The following is an 18,863-nucleotide window of genomic DNA, read 5'->3' as shown; positions in this document are numbered from 1 at the left end:
TGTCGCCTGTTTAATCCCGGCTATCAACGCTACACTGTGGGTTTTATCATACGATACCCGGTGTCGTTTGGGAGTAGACATGGTCTTTGACAACAGCTGGTTTCGAGAGCTTTCGGGTACTTATACCGCCTTACATCCCACCCCGCTTGCCGGTGGCAGACTGTTATATCACAACGGTCCGCTGGCGCACGAAATGGCGCTGGAGAGCGATCTGTTTACCGGGCAGGGGCACGGTGTCTGGTACGGTGCGTCACTGTTGCCGGGTATGCAACCGCTGGCGCAGGTATACAGTGGCCATCAGTTCGGCGTCTGGGCAGGTCAGCTGGGTGACGGGCGCGGCATTCTGCTGGGTGAGCAGCGCCAGCAAGATGGCAGCCGTCTCGACTGGCATTTAAAAGGCGCAGGGCTGACGCCGTATTCGCGCATGGGCGATGGTCGTGCTGTGGTGCGCTCGACGGTGCGTGAGTTTCTGGCCTCGGAGGCGCTGCACCATCTGGGGATCCCGACCACGCGCGCGTTAACGATAGCCATCAGCGATGAGCCGGTTTACCGTGAAACCGCTGAGCGCGGTGCAATGCTGATGCGGATCGCGCCGAGTCATCTGCGCTTTGGCCATTTCGAACACTTCTTTTACAGCCAGCAGCCTGACAAGGTCAAACAGCTGGCGGAGTATGCCATTCGTCATCACTGGCCGCATCTGGCGGAGGACGCCGACCGTTATTATCTGTGGTTCGCCGATATCGTCCTGCGCACAGCACGCCTGATTGCGCAGTGGCAGAGCGTGGGCTTTGCGCATGGTGTGATGAATACCGACAACATGTCGATCCTTGGCCTGACGCTGGATTACGGCCCTTACGGTTTTCTGGATGACTATCAGCCGGACTTTATCTGTAATCACAGCGATTACCAGGGGCGCTACAGCTTCGAGAATCAGCCGATGATCGGTCTGTGGAACCTTAATCGTCTGGCGCATGCCCTGTCAGGATTACTCAGTACCGAGCAGCTAAAGCAGGCGCTGAGCGGTTATGAAAACGAACTGATGCGCGTCTGGGGCCAGCGGATGCGGGCGAAACTGGGCTTTCTGACCGAAGAGGCAGGGGATAACGCGATTCTGACCGGTCTGCTCAGCTTAATGAGTCAGGAACGGCGCGATTATACGCTGACGTTCCGCCTGCTCAGTGAAACGCAGCAGTCAGAACAGCGATCGCCGTTACGGGATGAATTTATCGATCGCGCTGCCTTTGATCGCTGGTATCAGGATTACCGCACCCGTTTGTTGCAGGAGCAGGTCAGCGATGCGACGCGCCAACAGGTAATGAAAGCGGCCAATCCGGCACTGGTATTGCGAAATTATCTGGCACAGCAGGCGATCGAGGCGGCGGAGCAGGGTGAGAGCGGGGCGCTGGCCCGTTTACATCAGGCGCTTCAGCAGCCCTTCAGTGACGCGACGGCCGCTGAGTATCGTCAACGGCCGCCGGACTGGGGCAAATCACTGGAAGTCAGTTGTTCCAGCTAAGTTATAAACGGTGAGAAACTGCCTCAGCTAACAGGGCCAGTACAGCTTCGCTGTCTTGCCAGTTGAGGCAGGGATCGGTGATGGACTGACCGTACGTCAGGGGCTCACCGCTCACTACTTTCTGATTGCCTTCTTCGATAAAACTTTCGATCATCACGCCCGCTACCGCGCGTGAACCTCCTTTGATCTGTTCAGCCACATCAGCAGCAACGTCGCGCTGACGACGATGCTGTTTCAGGCAGTTGCCGTGGCTGAAATCAATCACCAGCTGTGGCGCTAAGCCGAATTCATTCAGGCAGGCAGTCGCCTCGGCGACATCGGCGGCATGATAATTGGGCTGTTTACCGCCACGTAAAATCACATGGCCGTGCGGGTTGCCGCTGGTCTGGTAAATGGTCATTTGCCCCTGTTTATCCGGCGACAGGAACATATGGCTGGTTCGGGCAGCGCGAATGGCATCCACAGCAATACGCACATTGCCATCGGTGCCGTTTTTGAAGCCGACAGGACAGGAGAGCGCAGAGGCCATTTCACGATGGATCTGGCTTTCAGTGGTGCGGGCTCCAATGGCCCCCCAGCTGATCAGATCGGCAATAAACTGCCCGATCACCATATCCAGAAATTCCGTTGCTGTGGGTAAGCCGAGGGCGTTGATATCAATCAGTAGTTTACGGGCAATGCCGATGCCGCGGTTCACATCAAAGCTACCGTCCAGATCCGGATCGGAGATCAGGCCTTTCCAGCCGACCACCGTACGTGGCTTTTCAAAATAGGCCCGCATCACGATTTCCAGCCGGTCCTGATACTGCTCGCGCAGCGCATTTAAACGCCGGGCATAGTCTAAAGCCGCCACCGGGTCATGCAGGGAGCAGGGACCAATCACGACCAGCAGACGGGGATCGTCGCCCGTGAGGATGCGCGCAATGCGCTTGCGTGCTGCGGTGATATTATCGGCCATGGCGGAGGAAAGCGGATATTCAGCTGCCAGACTGGCAGGAGAGATCAGGCTGCCAATGCGCGCCGTGCGCAGTTCGTCAGTTTTATTCATGGTGTTCTCTAAATGTGTTCTTCGCAGCGGTGGAATACCGGGAAGTGATGAGGGTCACAATAAACCATTAGCTTGTGAATTCAAGCATCAACGTGACAATGGCAGGCAAAATTACGGCAGCGCCACGTTACAGGGCGCTGCCGGCGGCGGATCAGTACATGCGGCGCGTCAGGCCCATAATATCGAGGATCTTGGTGGCGATCTCTTCCACGGAATAGTTGGTACTGTTGAGATAGCGAATCTGGTGGGTACGGAACAGCGCTTCCACTTCGCCCACCTCCAGTCGACACTGACGCAGGGAAGCATAGCGGGTATTTTCCGCGCGTTCCTGACGTATGGCCGCCAGGCGTTCCGGGTCAATTGTCAGACCAAACAGTTTATGCTGATGCTGGCGCAGAGCGGGCGGCAGTTTCAGGTTATCCATATCATCGGCAATAAACGGATAGTTCGCGGCACGAATACCAAACTGCATCGCCAGATAGAGGCTGGTGGGGGTTTTACCACAACGGGAAACGCCTAACAGAATGACCTGCGCGTCTTCCAGGCCGCGCAGTGAAATGCCGTCATCATGTGCCAGGGTGTAATCGATCGCCGCAATACGCGCATCGTATTTGCCCAGATTGCTGGCATCCAGTCCGTGCGTTCGGTGTGCGACCGGAGCCGGTGCGAGACCAAGCTCCTGCTGAAGCGGAGCGACCAGCGCCTGAACAATGTCCTGACAAAACCCGTCACTTTGCAGAATGATGTCGCGCACTTCCGGCGTGACGATAGAAAAAAAGACCAGTGGACGCACGCCGCTTTGCTGAAAAAGGGCATTGATCTGCGCTTTAACCGCCTGCGCGCGCTGAACATTCTCAACAAACGGCAGGGTGACACTGTTGGTGTTAACGGGAAACTGCGATAGCACCGCGTGGCCTAATACTTCGGCGGTAATCGCAGTGCCGTCGGAGATATAAAAAACGCTTCTGTCGGTGGTCATGGAGCAGGCCTCGTGCAAGGAAGTCGTGAAAAGACGGAGCAGGGTTAAGTTCAGGCGCGCGAATCCCAGCGGGGGCATGTGAAGTCTGGCTTAACCATTTGTCGTACAGTTTTAGCATAACCGACAGAAAGTATTCCTTTTCTCCGCCACAGATTTGCCATGAAAATCGCGCCTGAAGCTGCCTTTTCCACCCGCCTTGTTGCGCAACAAAAACGACGCTTTAGAGGACCCTGAAATGAAAAATACTTTTAAATGAGTGGGTTGTGATAAAAACAATCCTTTGCGCAACGTCTTAAAAAAGCGGGTTATAGTCTGAAACTGCCGTGCAGAATCTGCTTTAACGATTCAACAGATCGTGTTTGCCAAAACGTTATGCCAGGCTGATTGTGTTAATAGCAGGATTTTCCATGTGCCCATTCATTAATAAAGGATCAGTTCAATGTCCAATAAAGGCGAACAGCCGTTAGTACTCTGGTACAACCAGCTTGGCATGCATGATGTTGATCGGGTAGGAGGCAAAAATGCGTCTCTGGGTGAGATGATTACTAATTTATCCTCTCTGGGGGTTTCGGTACCCAATGGTTTCGCGACCACCTCCTGGGCCTTTAATCAGTTTCTTGAGCAGAGCGGTCTGAACCAGCGTATTTATGCATTGCTGGATGACACCAATATTGATGATGTTGATCAACTGGCGAAAGCAGGTAAGCAGATTCGTCAGTGGGTCGTCGAAACGCCCTTCCAGCCTGAACTTGAAGCCGCCATTTTGTCGGCTTACGAACAGCTCTCAGCAGACGATGCCGAGGCCTCTTTTGCCGTACGCTCCTCGGCCACCGCAGAAGATATGCCCGATGCTTCCTTTGCCGGACAACAGGAAACCTTTCTGAACGTGCAGGGCATCGAAGCTGTGATGGTAGCGGTGAAACATGTTTACGCATCCCTGTTTAACGATCGTGCCATCTCTTACCGTGTTCATCAGGGCTACGATCACCGGGGTGTTGCCCTGTCGGCAGGCATACAGCGTATGGTCCGTTCCGATCTGGCCGCATCAGGCGTGATGTTTACCATTGATACGGAATCTGGCTTTGATCAGGTGGTGTTTATCACGGCGGCGCTGGGTCTGGGCGAAATGGTGGTGCAGGGCGCTGTCAACCCGGATGAGTTTTACGTGCATAAACCCACACTGGCCGCGAAGCGTCCGGCAATCGTGCGCCGCAACATGGGCTCGAAAAAAGTGCGGATGGTGTATGCCGATTCACGTGAGCACGGCGAGCAGGTGCGAATCGAGGATGTGCCGGAAACGGAACGCGACCGCTTCTGCCTGAACGACAGCGAAGTTCAGGCGCTGGCACAGCAGGCGGTACTGATCGAGCAGCACTATAAGCGCCCGATGGATATTGAATGGGCAAAAGACGGGCATACCGGCAAGCTGTTCATCGTGCAGGCGCGACCGGAAACCGTGCGCTCAAATGGTCAGGTGATGGAGCGTTACACCCTGCAAGGCCAGGGAAATGTGGTCATTGAAGGCCGTGCAATTGGCCATCGCATTGGTGCCGGGCCGGTTAAGGTGATTCATGACATCAGCGAAATGAACCGTATCGAAAAAGGTGACGTGCTGGTGACCGATATGACCGATCCTGACTGGGAACCGATCATGAAAAAGGCCTCCGCTATTGTCACCAATCGCGGGGGGCGTACCTGTCATGCCGCGATTATAGCGCGTGAATTGGGAATTCCGGCGGTGGTCGGGTGCGGCGATGCCACCGAGCGCCTGAAAGAAGGTCATACCGTGACCGTGTCCTGTGCGGAAGGCGATACCGGCTATGTTTACGACGAACTGCTCGATTTTGACGTGACCAGTTCGCAGGTCGATACCATGCCGGACCTGCCGCTGAAGGTGATGATGAACGTGGGTAACCCGGATCGCGCCTTTGATTTTGCCTGCTTACCCAATGAAGGGGTTGGGCTGGCGCGCCTGGAGTTCATCATCAACCGCATGATCGGTGTGCATCCTAAAGCGCTGCTTGAGTTTGACCAACAACCGCCGGCGTTGCAGCAACACATTCGTCAGCTGATGAAAGGCTTTGACGATCCCGTCGAGTTCTACATTGCGCGCCTGACTGAAGGTATCGCGACCCTGGGCGCGGCATTCGCACCCAAACGGGTGATTGTGCGATTGTCCGACTTCAAAACCAATGAATACGCCAATCTGGTCGGCGGGGAACGGTACGAACCGGAAGAAGAGAACCCCATGCTGGGCTTCCGCGGCGCTGGCCGTTACGTGTCAGAAAGCTTCCGCGACTGTTTTGCGCTTGAGTGTGAAGCGGTGAAGCGGGTGCGAAATGACATGGGACTGACCAATGTCGAGATCATGGTGCCGTTTGTACGTACGGTGGACCAGGCGCAGGCGGTGGTCGAAGAGTTAGGTCGCCAGGGGCTGAAGCGGGGTGAGAACGGACTGAAGGTCATTATGATGTGTGAAATCCCGTCAAATGCTCTGCTGGCGGAGCAGTTTTTACAGCACTTTGACGGCTTCTCCATTGGCTCGAACGACATGACGCAGCTGGCGCTGGGGCTCGATCGTGATTCCGGCGTCGTGTCTGCCCTGTTTGATGAACGCAATGAGGCGGTGAAAGCCTTACTGTCCATGGCGATCAAGGCGGCGAAAAAACAGGGTAAATACGTCGGTATTTGTGGACAAGGGCCTTCGGATCATCAGGATTTTGCGGCCTGGTTGATGGAGCAGGGCATCGACAGTTTGTCACTTAACCCGGATACCGTCGTGGAAACGTGGCTGAGCCTGGCGGCCCTGAATAAGTCTGCCTGACGCGACGTTTACACTGTTACTTTAAGGCCAGCGCAAGCTGGCTTTTTTATTCCCGGCGGAAAAACAGACGGGGTTGATCAGTGCTGACCCGCTCCGGTTGTCGAGATATCACTTGCGCGGAAAGCGTATATGGGGCGAGGTTGCTCTTCGGCCTGTTCATACAACCTGACCGGTAAAAAGAGGGCGCAACCCCTTTTCGACAGGCAAAAAAAAAGCCCATCACAGGGGATGGGCAAAGACTACACACAGCAATTCTTTACGCTACTCAGGGGAAATAAGGGTGTTTAGAAATCAGTGAGTTGATTTCAAACTTGTTAAATATGTTATTCATACCGCTTGCTGGCGTCTTTAAGAATCCTCTTATTAGTTTAAAGGAAATAATATTTTGACCATCATTAAGAGCGTTCAGGAGAGTTATTATGTATGAAAAATAATCATTTCAGGCCGAAAAATGGGCTTAAAGCGCTAAATATGCGTTTTATCTTAAAAACTACTAATGGAAAAAAGGCTGGTGATATCTTAATCAGCCAGCCTACTTAACCACTACTAATCATATGAAATGCAGAACAGGGCCTATTGATCCGTCTTTTTGTCCAAGGCTTTGAGCGGATCGACCGGTGGTCTGGGCACTTCATTCATCCAGACGGACACCAGGCGATAGGAGACGGCCAGCACGACGGGGCCGATAAACAGTCCGATCATGCCAAACGCGATGAGTCCGCCAATGACACCGGATAAAATCAGAATCAGCGGCAGGTCGGCACCCATACGAATCAGCACGGGACGCAAAATATTGTCCAGTGTTCCGACGACGCAGCTCCACACCAGCAGCACCGTGCCCCAGGTCGTATCGCCGCTCCAGTAGAGATAAACAATGGCGGGCACCAGCACCAGCAGGGGACCAATCTGGACCAGACAGCAGAGGATCATCAGGACGGTCAGCAAGGTCGCATAAGGAATGCCGGAGATGGCCAGCCCGATACCGCCCAGCACGCCCTGTACCAGCGCAGTCACCACCACGCCCAGCGCCACCGCACGTACGGCTTGCCCGGCCAGCAAAACGGCGGCATCACCGCGACGGCCCGCCATGCGCACAGCGAAATGGCGAATCCCCAGCGCCGCCTGTTCACCGCGCCAGTAGAGCAGCACGCTAAACAGCAGCATCACGGCCAGATGAATCATAAACCGGCCAAAGTGTCCGGCCTGCGCAACAAAGAAGCCTGTTGTACGACCGACGTAAGGCTGAAGCTTGGCCATGATGGCCGCACCGCCGCCGGCCACCAGTTTCTGGTAGCTGGCATACAGTTTTTCCCCGACCACAGGAATGTCATTCAGCCAGCTCAGCGTCGGCAGCATATGGCCCTGCGTCGCCCAGGCAATTACCGGAGCACTGTTATCAATCAGGCTGTTCACCAGCAGGGCAACCGGAATAATAAACAGCAGCAGAAGCAGAATGGTCATCACAATGACGGCCAGAGAACGCCGGCCCCAGAGCAGTCGCTGAATTCTCAGCATCAACGGCCAGGTCGCAATCACTACCATGCTGGCCCAGGCGAAGCCGAGGATAAAAGGTTGCACCACCCATAAGCAGGCGGCAATCAACAGCAAAATGAATATCAGAGTGAACAACATTTGGGGAAGGTCTATCTGCCGTTCCAGGCTTTTCATCTTAAGCATTACCTCTTTGAGATCCTTCAACGCAGGGGATGACAGTGACCCGTCATCATGAGCTATTTGAGGGCGTTTAAACAGGCTTGTAAAGAAATGGTTTCAGCCTTTCCTGAAAAAACGACAGGGCTGACAGAAATGTGATAAAACAGGAGATTAACGCACGCGACAGACGCAAACCTACACAACATCGTTGGTCACAGAATCATGATCCCACAGATTTCTCAGGCACCGGGTCTTATCCAGCGGGTGCTGACATTCCTTGAAACCCTCAAAGAACAGGGCTTCACCGGCGATACCGCCACCAGTTATGCCGACAGGCTTTCTCTCTCAACCGACAACAGCATCTATCAGCTGCTGCCCGATGCGGTGCTGTTTCCGCGCTCGACGGCTGATGTCGCGCTGATTGCCCGCGTAGCGGGGGACCCGGCGTTCTCGAGTCTGGTTTTCACCCCGCGCGGTGGCGGGACCGGCACTAACGGCCAGTCACTGAATCAGGGCATTATTGTGGATATGTCCCGCTACATGAACCGTATCCTGGAGGTTAACACCGAACAGGGATGGGTGCGTGTAGAAGCGGGCGTGGTTAAAGATCAACTTAACGCGTATCTGAAACCGTTTGGTTACTTTTTCTCGCCAGAGTTGTCGACCAGTAACCGTGCTACGCTGGGCGGCATGATCAATACCGATGCCTCCGGCCAGGGATCGCTGGTGTATGGTAAAACCTCTGATCATGTTCTTGGGTTGCGGGCGGTCCTGCTGGGGGGCGATATTCTGGATACCCGGCCCATGCCCACGGCGCTGGCCGAAAGCCTGGCGCAAACGCCCACGCCAGAGGGCCGCATCTATCAGCAGGTCCTGACGCGATGTCGCGAACAGCGTGACCTGATTCTGGAAAAATTTCCCAAACTGAACCGCTTCCTGACTGGCTACGATTTGCGTCATGTCTTCAGCGACGATATGCAAACGTTTGACCTGACGCGCCTGCTGTGCGGCGCAGAAGGCACGCTGGCCTTTATCAGTGAAGCCCGGCTGGACATTACGCCCCTGCCTAAAGTGCGGCGCGTGGTGAATATCAAATACGACTCCTTTGATTCTGCTTTGCGCAATGCGCCTCTGATGGTACAGGCGCAGGCTCTTTCCGTCGAAACTGTGGACTCGAAAGTGCTCAATCTGGCACGGGAGGACATCGTCTGGCACTCGGTGAAAGCGCTGATCACCGATGTTCCCGACAAAACGATGTCAGGGCTGAATATTGTGGAGTTTGCCGGGGATGACGAAGCGAAAATTGAGCAGCAACTGACGCAACTCTGCAGCCGACTTGATGCGCTGATCGCGCAGCAGGAAGGCGGCGTCATTGGCTATCAACGCTGTAACGACCTGGACAGCATCGAACGCATTTATAACATGCGTAAAAAAGCGGTGGGATTATTGGGCAATGCGAAAGGGCGGGCGAAGCCGATTCCGTTTGTCGAAGATACGGCCGTGCCGCCGGAACACCTTGCCGACTACATCGTCGAGTTCCGGGCGCTTCTTGACAGCCATGGCCTGAGTTACGGCATGTTTGGCCATGTGGACGCAGGCGTGCTCCATGTCCGGCCGGCGCTGGATATGTGCGATCCGCATCAGGAAATGATGATGAAGCAGATTTCTGATGAGGTGGTCGAACTGACCGCGCGCTATGGCGGTCTGCTGTGGGGCGAACATGGCAAGGGCTTTCGCGCGCAATACAGTCCGGCCTTCTTCGGGGACACCCTGTTCAACGAACTGCGCCGTATCAAAGCGGCGTTCGATCCCGATAACCGGCTGAACCCCGGCAAGATCTGTACGCCTTACAACAGCGATGCGGCGATGATGCAGGTGGATGCCACCAAACGCGGCAGCTATGACCGCCAGATTCCTGTACAGGTGCGTGACACCTGGCGTGGCGCGATGGAATGTAACGGTAATGGCTTGTGCTTCAATTTCGACGTGCGCAGCCCGATGTGCCCCTCGATGAAAATCACGCGCAACCGCATTCATTCACCTAAAGGGCGCGCCACCTTAACACGCGAATGGCTGCGCTTGCTGGCAGAGCAGGGCGTGGATCCGGTGATGCTGGAGAAAAAACTGCCGGAGAAGACACTGTCGTTGCGGGGGCTGGTTGGCCGCATGCGGAACACCTGGTATGCGAATAAAGGCGAATATGATTTTTCGCATGAAGTGAAGGACGCCATGTCAGGCTGCCTGGCCTGTAAGGCCTGTTCAACCCAGTGCCCGATTAAAATTGACGTGCCGGCTTTCCGCTCGCGTTTTTTGCAGCTTTATCATACGCGCTATCTTCGTCCCCTGAGCGATCATCTGGTGGCCGCGGTGGAAAGCTATGCGCCCGTGATGGCAAAAGCGCCTACGGTCTTTAACTTCTTCCTTAAACAGCCCTGGGCCGCATCGTTCAGCAAAACGCACATTGGCATGGTGGATTTGCCCTTGCTTTCCTCACCCACTCTCAAACAGCAGCTGAGCGGCCATCCGGCAATGCAGATGACGCTGGAACAGCTTGAAGGGCTGACGGAGGCGCAGCGGGCGAAAACGGTGCTGGTGGTGCAGGATCCCTTTACCAGCTTCTATGAGGCCCGGCTGGTCAGCGACTTTATCAGGCTGATTGAGAAACTCGGCTATCAACCTGTTCTGTTGCCCTTCTCGCCAAACGGTAAGGCACAGCACGTTAAAGGCTTTTTACAACGCTTTGCCCGCACGGCCAGTAAAACCGCCGATTTTCTCAATCGCGTCGCCCGGCTGGGCATGCCAATGGTCGGCATCGATCCAGCAACGGTCCTGTGTTATCGCGATGAATATCGCCAGACGCTGGGGGAGGCGCGGGGCGATTTCACTGTGCTGTTGGTGCATGAATGGTTGCAGAATGCGGTGCAGGAACGTGACGTCCAGATTGCCAGCGGCGAAGCCTGGTACCTGTTTGCGCACTGCACCGAAGTCACCGCCTTGCCTGCAACGCCCGGTCAGTGGCAGGCGATTTTTTTACGGTTTGGTGCAAAGCTGGAAAACATCAACGTGGGCTGCTGTGGCATGGCGGGCACTTACGGACACGAGAGCAAAAATCTGGACAATTCGCTGGGCATTTACGCGCTCTCATGGCATCCGCAGTTGCAAAAGCTGCCGCGTCAACGCTGTCTGGCAACCGGTTTTTCCTGCCGGAGCCAGGTTAAACGTGTTGAAGGCAATGGTATGCGCCATCCGCTTCAGGCTCTGCTTGAGCTGGTGTAAAAAGGCAGGAGACGTCAACCGCAGGCTGGATTAGAATATCCAGCCTGCATGTTTGACAAAGTTACTCTGGAGCACCGTCGCCTGTTCCCATTCACCTGTAATGGCCAGCTGGTGGCATAGCCGGGTGAGTGACAGTCTTGCCAGCTGGTAAGCCTGAATGCGAAACAGCCGATCCCGGTCGGGATTTTGCATTTCTACGACCAGTCGGTGATGAAGCTTACCCATGGCATGCAAATAACTCTGGTCGTCACCGTTCAGTTGGCAAAGTTCTGCCATATCCAGACAGGTATCATTGAACTGACGTAACTGCTGAACGGTACACTCAGCCCGGTCAAGTCTGGCCTGCGCCAGGTAAAAATCGACAGTGAGATCGCGAACCGAAAAACGGTATTCATCAAGTTTGTGCTGAAGCCAGGCGGAAACCGATAACGACATAACGCATCCTGATGCTGAATGATAATAATTATCATATTCAACTGAACAGCGATTGCAATTGGCAAATGAGAATTTTTTTCCGATTTATTTCACCTGTCGGTATAATCGGAAATAACAATCTATTTACAACACAGAAAGGCGTAACCTATCAATAAAGGGTTTATCATAAAGTGATGATTTTAAAATTCACCAGTTATTAACAGGTTACGGGGTCGTGCTTCCTGCCTGTTTTGCGAATGCAAGCCTGGCTGAAGACGCTATGCTTAATAAATGCGCTGTTAAAAACAGCACCTAATGATTATCCCTGCAAAACAAGAGGTTGAAGTGATCAGTGAGATCACTACCATAGGGGGATAGCCTGAAAAGGTCCGGACTCACAAGAGGTAGCAACATGTCATCCGTGAATGCAGACTCTTTCTCACCTGACGAATATGTGTGGAAAGGGTTAACGCTGACCGAAACCGCAGCGAAACAAATTCTAAATCTGGCCGCAGAAAACCCAGAAGTCAAGGGCCTGCGTTTAGCGATTAAACAATCCGGTTGTGCCGGCTTTGGTTATGTCATGGATCTGGTGAAGCAACCAGAAGATGACGACCTGCAGTTTACCTACTACGGCGCAACATTGTTTGTACCGCTTCAGGCGATGCCATTTATCGATGGCACTGAAGTGGATTACGTCCGTGAAGGCCTGAATCAAATTTTTAAATTCAATAACCCTAAAGCTCAACACGCCTGCGGGTGCGGTGAAAGCTTTGGCGTCGAGTAAGTGAAATATGTCACGACACAGCGAAACATCTGACGATGTACAAATGTGGGAAGGCAAGCTCAATTATAAAGAGGGCTTCTTTACCCAGTTGCAAACCGAAGAATTTGCCAACGGCATCAATGAAGATGTCGTACGCGCAATTTCGGCTAAGCGTAACGAGCCAGAGTGGATGCTGGAGTTTCGGCTTAAAGCTTTTCGTGCCTGGCTGGAAATGGAAGAGCCACACTGGCTGAAAGCGCACTACGAAAAGCTCGACTATCAGGATTACAGTTACTATTCCGCGCCGTCGTGCGGCAACTGTGACGATACCTGTGCGTCGGAGCCGGGAGCCACGCAGGCTTCAGGCGCGGCGCCTGCCAACGATTACCTGACGCAGGAAGTGGAAAACGCCTTCAACCAACTGGGTGTACCGGTGCGTGAAGGCAAGGAAGTGGCGGTTGACGCCATTTTTGACTCGGTGTCGGTGTCCACCACCTATCGTAGCAAGCTGGCGGAACAGGGCATTATCTTCTGCTCGTTCGGTGAAGCCATTCACGATCATCCGGAGCTGGTGAAGAAATATCTGGGCACGGTAGTGCCGCCCAACGACAACTTCTTCGCTGCCCTGAATTCAGCGGTTGCGTCAGACGGTACCTTTGTTTACATCCCGAAAGGGGTGCGTTGTCCGATGGAGCTGTCAACCTACTTCCGTATTAACGCGGCGAAAACCGGTCAGTTTGAACGCACCATCCTGATTGCTGATGAAGACAGCTATGTCAGCTACATTGAAGGCTGTTCTGCACCGGTCCGTGACAGCTATCAGCTGCACGCAGCGGTGGTCGAGGTGATCATCCACAAGAATGCGGAAGTGAAATACTCCACCGTACAGAACTGGTTCCCGGGCGGTGAAGGCGAGGGCGGTATCCTTAACTTCGTGACCAAGCGTGCGCTGTGTGAAGGCGACCACAGTAAAATGTCCTGGACGCAGTCGGAAACCGGGTCGGCCATTACCTGGAAATACCCGAGCTGTATCCTGCGTGGCGATCACTCCGTGGGCGAGTTCTACTCCGTCGCCTTAACCAGCGGACGCCAGCAGGCGGACACCGGTACCAAGATGATTCACATTGGTAAAAACACCCGGTCGACCATTATCTCCAAAGGTATCTCTGCCGGTAAAAGCCAGAACACTTACCGTGGCCTGGTGAAAATCATGCCGACGGCCACCAACGCACGTAACTTTACCCAGTGTGATTCCATGCTGATTGGGCCAGATTGTGGTGCACATACGTTCCCGTATGTTGAAACCCGCAACAACACCGCCCAGCTGGAGCATGAAGCGACCACTTCACGTATCGGCGAAGATCAGATGTTCTACTGTCTGCAACGTGGCATCAGTGAAGAAGATGCTATCTCGATGATCGTGAACGGCTTCTGTAAAGACGTATTCTCTGAGCTGCCGCTGGAATTTGCAGTGGAAGCACAAAAACTGTTAGCCATCAGCCTTGAGCACAGTGTGGGCTGATTGACGCCGTCACACGCGTTGCCGGAAGCAATGTGAAGGAATAAGTATGTTAAGTATTAAAGATTTACAGGTTAGCGTTGAAGACAAAGCGATCTTACGTGGTCTGAACCTTGAGATTAAACCAGGCGAAGTTCATGCCATCATGGGACCGAATGGTTCAGGTAAAAGTACGCTGTCTGCGACCTTAGCTGGCCGTGAAGACTATGAAATCACCGGCGGTTCAGTGACCTTTAAAGGCAAAGACTTGCTGGAGCTGGAGCCGGAAGAGCGCGCGGGTGAAGGGATCTTCATGGCGTTCCAGTATCCGGTTGAAATTCCTGGCGTCAGCAACCAGTTTTTCCTGCAGACCTCTGTGAACGCAGTGCGCAAATACCGTCAGCAGGATGAGCTCGATCGTTTTGATTTCCAGGATTTCATCGAAGAGAAAATTAATCTGCTCAAGATGCCTGAAGATCTGCTGACCCGTTCTGTCAACGTCGGTTTCTCCGGCGGTGAGAAGAAGCGTAACGATATTCTGCAGATGGCCGCGCTTGAGCCCGATCTGTGCATTCTGGACGAAACGGACTCCGGTCTTGACATCGATGCCCTGAAAATCGTGGCTAACGGCGTAAACAGCCTGCGCGATGAGAAGCGTGCGTTCATCATTGTCACGCACTATCAGCGTATCCTGGACTATATCAAACCTGATTTTGTGCATGTGCTGTATCAGGGCAAGATCGTGAAATCTGGCGACTTCTCGCTGGTGAAACAGTTGGAGGAGCAGGGTTATGGCTGGCTTACCGACGAAGAGTGATACTGCGCTGCAACAGTGGCACCACCTGTTTGAATCGCGCGGTGAACTGCGTTCCATGCAGGCACAGCAGCACTGGCAGCAGTTAATGCGTCTGGGCTTGCCCACGCGCAAGCATGAAAACTGGAAATACACGCCGCTGGATGGCCTGCTGGCACAGCACTTTGTGTTGCCTGAGTCTCAGGACGTGAGTGCTTCACAGGTTGAAGCGCTCGCTCTGCCGCTGGATGCCATTCGTCTGGTGTTTGTCGACGGCAAATTCCAGTCTGCGCTGAGCGCGACCGGGACTGATTTTTTCGAGATTCAGCACAGCGTTGCCGCTGAGCGTCGCGATCTGCCTGCGCCCGTTCAGCCAGAAGTCTTTCTGCATCTGACGGAAAGCCTGGCTGAAGAAGTGACCCATGTTCGTCTGCCGCGCGGTAAGGCGGCTTCACGTCCGCTTTACCTGCTGCACATCACCAGCGGCAAAGATGATGGCATGAACACCGTTCATTACCGTCATCATCTGCAACTGGAAGAGAGTGCAGAAGCGGAAGTCATCGAGCACTATGTCACGCTGAACGACAGCGCGCACTTCACCGGCGGTCGCTTTACCTTTGCTGTCGCTGATAATGCTACGCTCAGGCACACCAAGCTGGCCTTTGAAAGCACTAAAAGTTATCACTTTGCCCATAATGACATCGTGATTAACCGTGATGCGCAGGTGACCAGCACCAGCTTCTTACTGGGTGCGGGTTTAAGCCGTCATAACACCAGTACGCAGCTCAATGGCGAAAACACCCAGCTTTCTTTGAACAGTCTGGTGCTGCCCGTGAATCAGGAAGTGGCGGATACCCGCACCTATCTTGAGCACAACAAAGGCCACTGCCTGAGCCGTCAGATGCACAAAACCATCGTGCGTGACAAAGGGCGTGCGGTCTTTAACGGCCACATCAAAGTGGCGCAGCATGCGTTAAAGACAGATGGTCAGATGACCAACAACAATCTGCTGTTAGGCCGCCTGGCCGAAGTGGATACCAAGCCGCAGCTGGAAATTTATGCCGATGACGTTAAATGCAGCCACGGTGCGACCGTAGGCCGTATTGATGACGAGCAGATGTTCTACCTGCGTTCGCGCGGTATTGAGCAGGATGCCGCGCAGACCATGATCATTCACGCCTTTGCGGCTGAGTTAACCGAAACGCTGGAGAACCCCGTTCTTCGCCAGGCGGTGCTCCAGCGCATTGCTCAGCGTTTTCCAGGAGACAACTCATGATGAACTTCGATCTCGAGCGTATCAGAGCGGATTTTCCGGTTCTGAAGCGTGAGGTCAACGGTCATCCGCTGGCTTACCTTGACAGCGCGGCCAGCGCACAGCGTCCTTTGTCGGTCATCAATGCCGAAAGCCATTTCTACCAGCACGGCTATGCCGCCGTGCACCGCGGTATTCACACGCTCAGCCAGCAGGCAACCAGCGATATGGAAAACGTTCGCGAACAGGCGGCACGTTTTCTGAATGCGGCTTCTGCGGAAGAAATCGTTTTTGTTAAAGGTACGACGGAAGGCATCAACCTGGTTGCCAACAGCTGGGCGGGCAGTCAACTGCAACCCGGTGATAACCTGATTATCACGCAGATGGAGCACCATGCGAATATCGTGCCCTGGCAGATGGTGGCTCAACGCTGTGGTGCGGAAATTCGGGTACTGCCCCTGACCGACAACGGTGAGCTGGCGCTGGATCAACTGGCGGGGCTGATTGACAGTCGCACGCGCCTGCTGGCGGTCACCCATGTGTCCAATGTGCTCGGTACGGTGAATCCGGTCAAAGCCATCGTCGCGCAGGCCAGGGCAGCAGGTGTGGTTACCCTGATCGACGGGGCGCAGGCCGTGATGCACAGCGCCGTCGATGTACAGGATATCGGCTGCGACTTCTATGTGTTCTCCGGCCATAAGCTCTATGGCCCAACGGGCATTGGCGTGCTGTATGGCCGCAAGGCGCTGCTGAACATCATGCCGCCCTGGGAAGGGGGCGGATCGATGATTGGTGAAGTCCTGCTGCCCACCGGCACCACCTGGAATACGGCACCGTGGCGTTTTGAAGCCGGAACGCCGAATACCGGTGGCATCATTGGTCTGGGCGCCGCGCTGGAGTATGTTGAGGCGCTGGGACTGGATACGATTCATCAGCGGGAAACAATCCTGATGAATTATGCGCTTGATAAGCTCGCCTCCGTGCCGGATATCCAGATCTACGGTTCGCAGCAGCGTACCGGTGTGATTGCCTTTAACCTGGGCAAACATCACGCCTTTGATGTCGGCAGCTTCCTTGATCAGTACGGTATCGCGATTCGTACCGGCCACCATTGCGCTATGCCGCTGCTGCGCCATTATCAGGTCCCCGCGATGTGTCGCGCTTCTTTCACGTTCTACAACAGTGAAGACGAAGTGGATCGGCTGGCGGCAGGTCTGACGCGTATTCATCGCCTGCTGGGCGGCTGAACAACGTAAACGGAGTGATTCATGGCCACGTTGCCAGAAAAAGAGAAACTGGTGCGCAACTTTAATCGTTGCGCTAACTGGGAAGAGAAGTATCTGTACATCATTGAATTAGGTGCCAAACTCCCGGAATCGTCTGAAACACTGCACCAGCCTGAAAATGCCATTACCGGCTGTCAGAGTCAGGTGTGGATCAAGATGACCCCGCAGGCAGACGGTACGATCGCCTTTGAAGGTGACAGTGATGCAGCTATCGTTAAGGGACTGATTGCTATCGTATTTAGCCTTTATCAGGACCTGCAACCCGCTGAAATCGTGGCACTGGATGTTCGCCACTGGTTCAGCGAACTGGCCCTCGTTCAGCACCTCACGCCGACGCGCTCGCAGGGGCTGGAGGCGATGATTAAGTCAATTCGCCATACCGCTCAGAACCTCAGCTAAGATACACTCCAAAGACGCCATCCGGCGTCTTTTTACTGTCTGATGAGAACATCGCATGAAACCTGCTTTTTATATAGCCGGTGCATTGCTGCTGACCTGTTTTGGGCTCTCTGCACCCGGTTTTGCTACCGAATATCCCTTGCCGCCGCCTGGCAGCCGCCTGACAGGTGAAAATCTTGTTACCCAGGTGCCAGATAATAAACGCCCGCTGGAAGATATCGCTGCGCGTTATCAGGTTGGCCTGCTGGGCATGCTGGAAGCGAACCCAGGCACCGATCCGTGGTTGCCCAAGCCGGGTACGCAGCTGACCATTCCGCTACAGATGATTCTGCCGGATACGCCACGCGAAGGCATTGTGGTAAACCTGGCGGAACTGCGGTTGTACTATTACCCAAAAGGTGAAAACAAGGTCATCGTGTATCCGATTGGTATCGGTCAGATGGGGATCATGACGCCCGTGATGGTGACCAGCATCAGCCAGAAAATCCCTAATCCCACCTGGACGCCTACCGCGAATATTCGTAAGCGCTACGCGAAAGAGGGCATTACCCTGCCTGCAGTGGTGCCCGCAGGCCCGGATAACCCTATGGGGCTGCATGCGTTGCGTATGGCGCGGGGAACCGGGCAATATCTTATCCATGGTACTAATGCCAATTTTGGTATCGGCATGCGCGTGAGTTCGGGTTGTATTCGCCTGCGCACGGACGATATTGAAGCGCTGTTTAATGCGGTGCCGGTGGGAACGCGTGTGCAGGTGATTAACCAACCGGTGAAATATACCGTTGAGCCCGATGGCAAACGTTACGTTGAAGTCCATCAGCCCTTGTCGCGTAGCGAGAAAGACGATCCGCAAACCGCGCCTCTGGCCTTAAGTGCGGGCTTCAGGACGTTTATGAAGAGCGAGAAAAGTGACCAGGCCTTAATTAACGCTACGCTGACGCGCCGTTCGGGCATGCCGGTGCTGGTCAGTGCCGGTGAGCCGGTGCGGGATGAGGCAAGCGTCCTGTCGGCACACTAATTAATGCGGGACAGGGCGCGAGTCCTGTCAGTGCAGTAACCGAAGCAGATTGAGGCGACAGGCCTGCCTGGACATAACCGATGCGGAATGGGGCTAACGGACAGTCGCGACAGTAAACGAGGCAGGACAGGGCAAACGTGC

The 18,863-nt window shown here is 54.4% G+C and carries 14 protein-coding genes and 1 other RNA gene; 10 read left to right on the top strand and 5 right to left on the bottom strand.

The annotated features are described in order from the left end of the window. Window positions 1-79: 79 nt before the first annotated feature. Window positions 80-1,516, top strand: coding sequence for a protein adenylyltransferase SelO (locus C1N59_RS11550; protein ID WP_033741138.1), 1,437 nt, complete (start codon window positions 80-82; stop codon window positions 1,514-1,516). A 1-nt stretch (window position 1,517) separates the two neighbouring features. Here the strand turns inward: C1N59_RS11550 and C1N59_RS11545 are convergent, their stop codons facing one another. After that, window positions 1,518-2,564, bottom strand: a complete 1,047-nt coding sequence (locus C1N59_RS11545; RefSeq protein WP_039340631.1) for a 3-deoxy-7-phosphoheptulonate synthase — start codon at window positions 2,562-2,564, stop codon at window positions 1,518-1,520. A 151-nt stretch (window positions 2,565-2,715) separates the two neighbouring features. Then, on the bottom strand, window positions 2,716-3,543 hold the full coding sequence (locus tag C1N59_RS11540; RefSeq protein WP_006118966.1) for a posphoenolpyruvate synthetase regulatory kinase/phosphorylase PpsR: 828 nt from the start codon (window positions 3,541-3,543) through the stop codon (window positions 2,716-2,718). A gap of 439 nt (window positions 3,544-3,982) precedes the next feature. Between C1N59_RS11540 and ppsA the strand changes: the two genes are divergently transcribed. Further along, the gene (ppsA, locus tag C1N59_RS11535; RefSeq protein WP_033741141.1) at window positions 3,983-6,367 is read left to right on the top strand and encodes a phosphoenolpyruvate synthase; all 2,385 of its coding nucleotides are present in this window, start codon (window positions 3,983-3,985) and stop codon (window positions 6,365-6,367) included. Between the two features lie 204 nt (window positions 6,368-6,571). Here ppsA and rprA read toward each other — a convergent pair. Continuing rightward, window positions 6,572-6,681, bottom strand: an RNA gene (gene rprA, locus C1N59_RS11530) — antisense sRNA RprA. 259 nt (window positions 6,682-6,940) lie between these two features. Next, window positions 6,941-8,035: an AI-2E family transporter YdiK gene (gene ydiK / locus C1N59_RS11525; RefSeq protein ID WP_054633899.1), complete on the bottom strand. Its 1,095-nt coding sequence runs from the start codon at window positions 8,033-8,035 to the stop codon at window positions 6,941-6,943. A gap of 207 nt (window positions 8,036-8,242) precedes the next feature. Between ydiK and C1N59_RS11520 the strand changes: the two genes are divergently transcribed. Further along, window positions 8,243-11,296, top strand: a complete 3,054-nt coding sequence (locus C1N59_RS11520) for a D-2-hydroxyglutarate dehydrogenase YdiJ (protein WP_185199506.1) — start codon at window positions 8,243-8,245, stop codon at window positions 11,294-11,296. A 30-nt stretch (window positions 11,297-11,326) separates the two neighbouring features. Here the strand turns inward: C1N59_RS11520 and C1N59_RS11515 are convergent, their stop codons facing one another. Further along, the gene (locus C1N59_RS11515) at window positions 11,327-11,731 is read right to left on the bottom strand and encodes a hypothetical protein (protein ID WP_006118970.1); all 405 of its coding nucleotides are present in this window, start codon (window positions 11,729-11,731) and stop codon (window positions 11,327-11,329) included. A gap of 391 nt (window positions 11,732-12,122) precedes the next feature. On the opposite strand from C1N59_RS11515, the gene sufA reads away from it, so the two are divergent. Genes sufA through C1N59_RS11480 form a run of 7 tightly spaced genes read left to right on the top strand, consistent with a single transcriptional unit; the run spans window position 12,123 to window position 18,722 of the window. Then, window positions 12,123-12,497, top strand: coding sequence for a Fe-S cluster assembly scaffold SufA (sufA, locus tag C1N59_RS11510; RefSeq protein ID WP_006118971.1), 375 nt, complete (start codon window positions 12,123-12,125; stop codon window positions 12,495-12,497). A 7-nt stretch (window positions 12,498-12,504) separates the two neighbouring features. Further along, the gene (gene sufB / locus C1N59_RS11505; protein ID WP_033741147.1) at window positions 12,505-13,998 is read left to right on the top strand and encodes a Fe-S cluster assembly protein SufB; all 1,494 of its coding nucleotides are present in this window, start codon (window positions 12,505-12,507) and stop codon (window positions 13,996-13,998) included. 46 nt (window positions 13,999-14,044) lie between these two features. Next, window positions 14,045-14,791, top strand: coding sequence for a Fe-S cluster assembly ATPase SufC (gene sufC / locus C1N59_RS11500; RefSeq protein WP_006118973.1), 747 nt, complete (start codon window positions 14,045-14,047; stop codon window positions 14,789-14,791). Next, on the top strand, window positions 14,766-16,043 hold the full coding sequence (sufD, locus tag C1N59_RS11495; protein WP_283786935.1) for a Fe-S cluster assembly protein SufD: 1,278 nt from the start codon (window positions 14,766-14,768) through the stop codon (window positions 16,041-16,043). The genes sufC and sufD overlap by 26 nt, the downstream gene beginning before the upstream one ends. Then, a complete protein-coding gene (gene sufS / locus C1N59_RS11490) occupies window positions 16,043-17,266 on the top strand; it encodes a cysteine desulfurase SufS (RefSeq protein WP_394550834.1) in 1,224 nt (407 codons plus the stop codon). The genes sufD and sufS overlap by 1 nt, the downstream gene beginning before the upstream one ends. 21 nt (window positions 17,267-17,287) lie before the next feature. Further along, window positions 17,288-17,704 (top strand): cysteine desulfuration protein SufE, encoded by a 417-nt coding sequence (gene sufE / locus C1N59_RS11485; protein WP_283786933.1) that lies wholly within the window; start codon window positions 17,288-17,290, stop codon window positions 17,702-17,704. A 55-nt stretch (window positions 17,705-17,759) separates the two neighbouring features. Next, window positions 17,760-18,722 (top strand): L,D-transpeptidase family protein, encoded by a 963-nt coding sequence (locus C1N59_RS11480; protein WP_324019829.1) that lies wholly within the window; start codon window positions 17,760-17,762, stop codon window positions 18,720-18,722. Window positions 18,723-18,863 lie beyond the last annotated feature (141 nt).

Source organism: Pantoea sp. SGAir0183, assembly GCF_043545505.1.
This window is presented reverse-complemented; position numbering and strand designations above follow the sequence as displayed.

Bases quoted from the DNA above. Each gene is read 5' to 3' on its own strand.
- C1N59_RS11480 (WP_324019829.1), top strand. From the start codon at position 17,760: ATGAAACCTGCTTTTTATATAGCCGGTGCATTGCTGCTGACCTGTTTT.
- C1N59_RS11545 (WP_039340631.1), bottom strand. From the start codon at position 2,564: ATGAATAAAACTGACGAACTGCGCACGGCGCGCATTGGCAGCCTGATC.
- ppsA (WP_033741141.1), top strand. From the start codon at position 3,983: ATGTCCAATAAAGGCGAACAGCCGTTAGTACTCTGGTACAACCAGCTT.
- C1N59_RS11540 (WP_006118966.1), bottom strand. From the start codon at position 3,543: ATGACCACCGACAGAAGCGTTTTTTATATCTCCGACGGCACTGCGATT.
- ydiK (WP_054633899.1), bottom strand. From the start codon at position 8,035: ATGAAAAGCCTGGAACGGCAGATAGACCTTCCCCAAATGTTGTTCACT.
- sufD (WP_283786935.1), top strand. From the start codon at position 14,766: ATGGCTGGCTTACCGACGAAGAGTGATACTGCGCTGCAACAGTGGCAC.
- sufS (WP_394550834.1), top strand. From the start codon at position 16,043: ATGAACTTCGATCTCGAGCGTATCAGAGCGGATTTTCCGGTTCTGAAG.
- sufE (WP_283786933.1), top strand. From the start codon at position 17,288: ATGGCCACGTTGCCAGAAAAAGAGAAACTGGTGCGCAACTTTAATCGT.
- sufC (WP_006118973.1), top strand. From the start codon at position 14,045: ATGTTAAGTATTAAAGATTTACAGGTTAGCGTTGAAGACAAAGCGATC.
- C1N59_RS11550 (WP_033741138.1), top strand. From the start codon at position 80: ATGGTCTTTGACAACAGCTGGTTTCGAGAGCTTTCGGGTACTTATACC.
- sufB (WP_033741147.1), top strand. From the start codon at position 12,505: ATGTCACGACACAGCGAAACATCTGACGATGTACAAATGTGGGAAGGC.
- sufA (WP_006118971.1), top strand. From the start codon at position 12,123: ATGTCATCCGTGAATGCAGACTCTTTCTCACCTGACGAATATGTGTGG.
- C1N59_RS11515 (WP_006118970.1), bottom strand. From the start codon at position 11,731: ATGTCGTTATCGGTTTCCGCCTGGCTTCAGCACAAACTTGATGAATAC.
- C1N59_RS11520 (WP_185199506.1), top strand. From the start codon at position 8,243: ATGATCCCACAGATTTCTCAGGCACCGGGTCTTATCCAGCGGGTGCTG.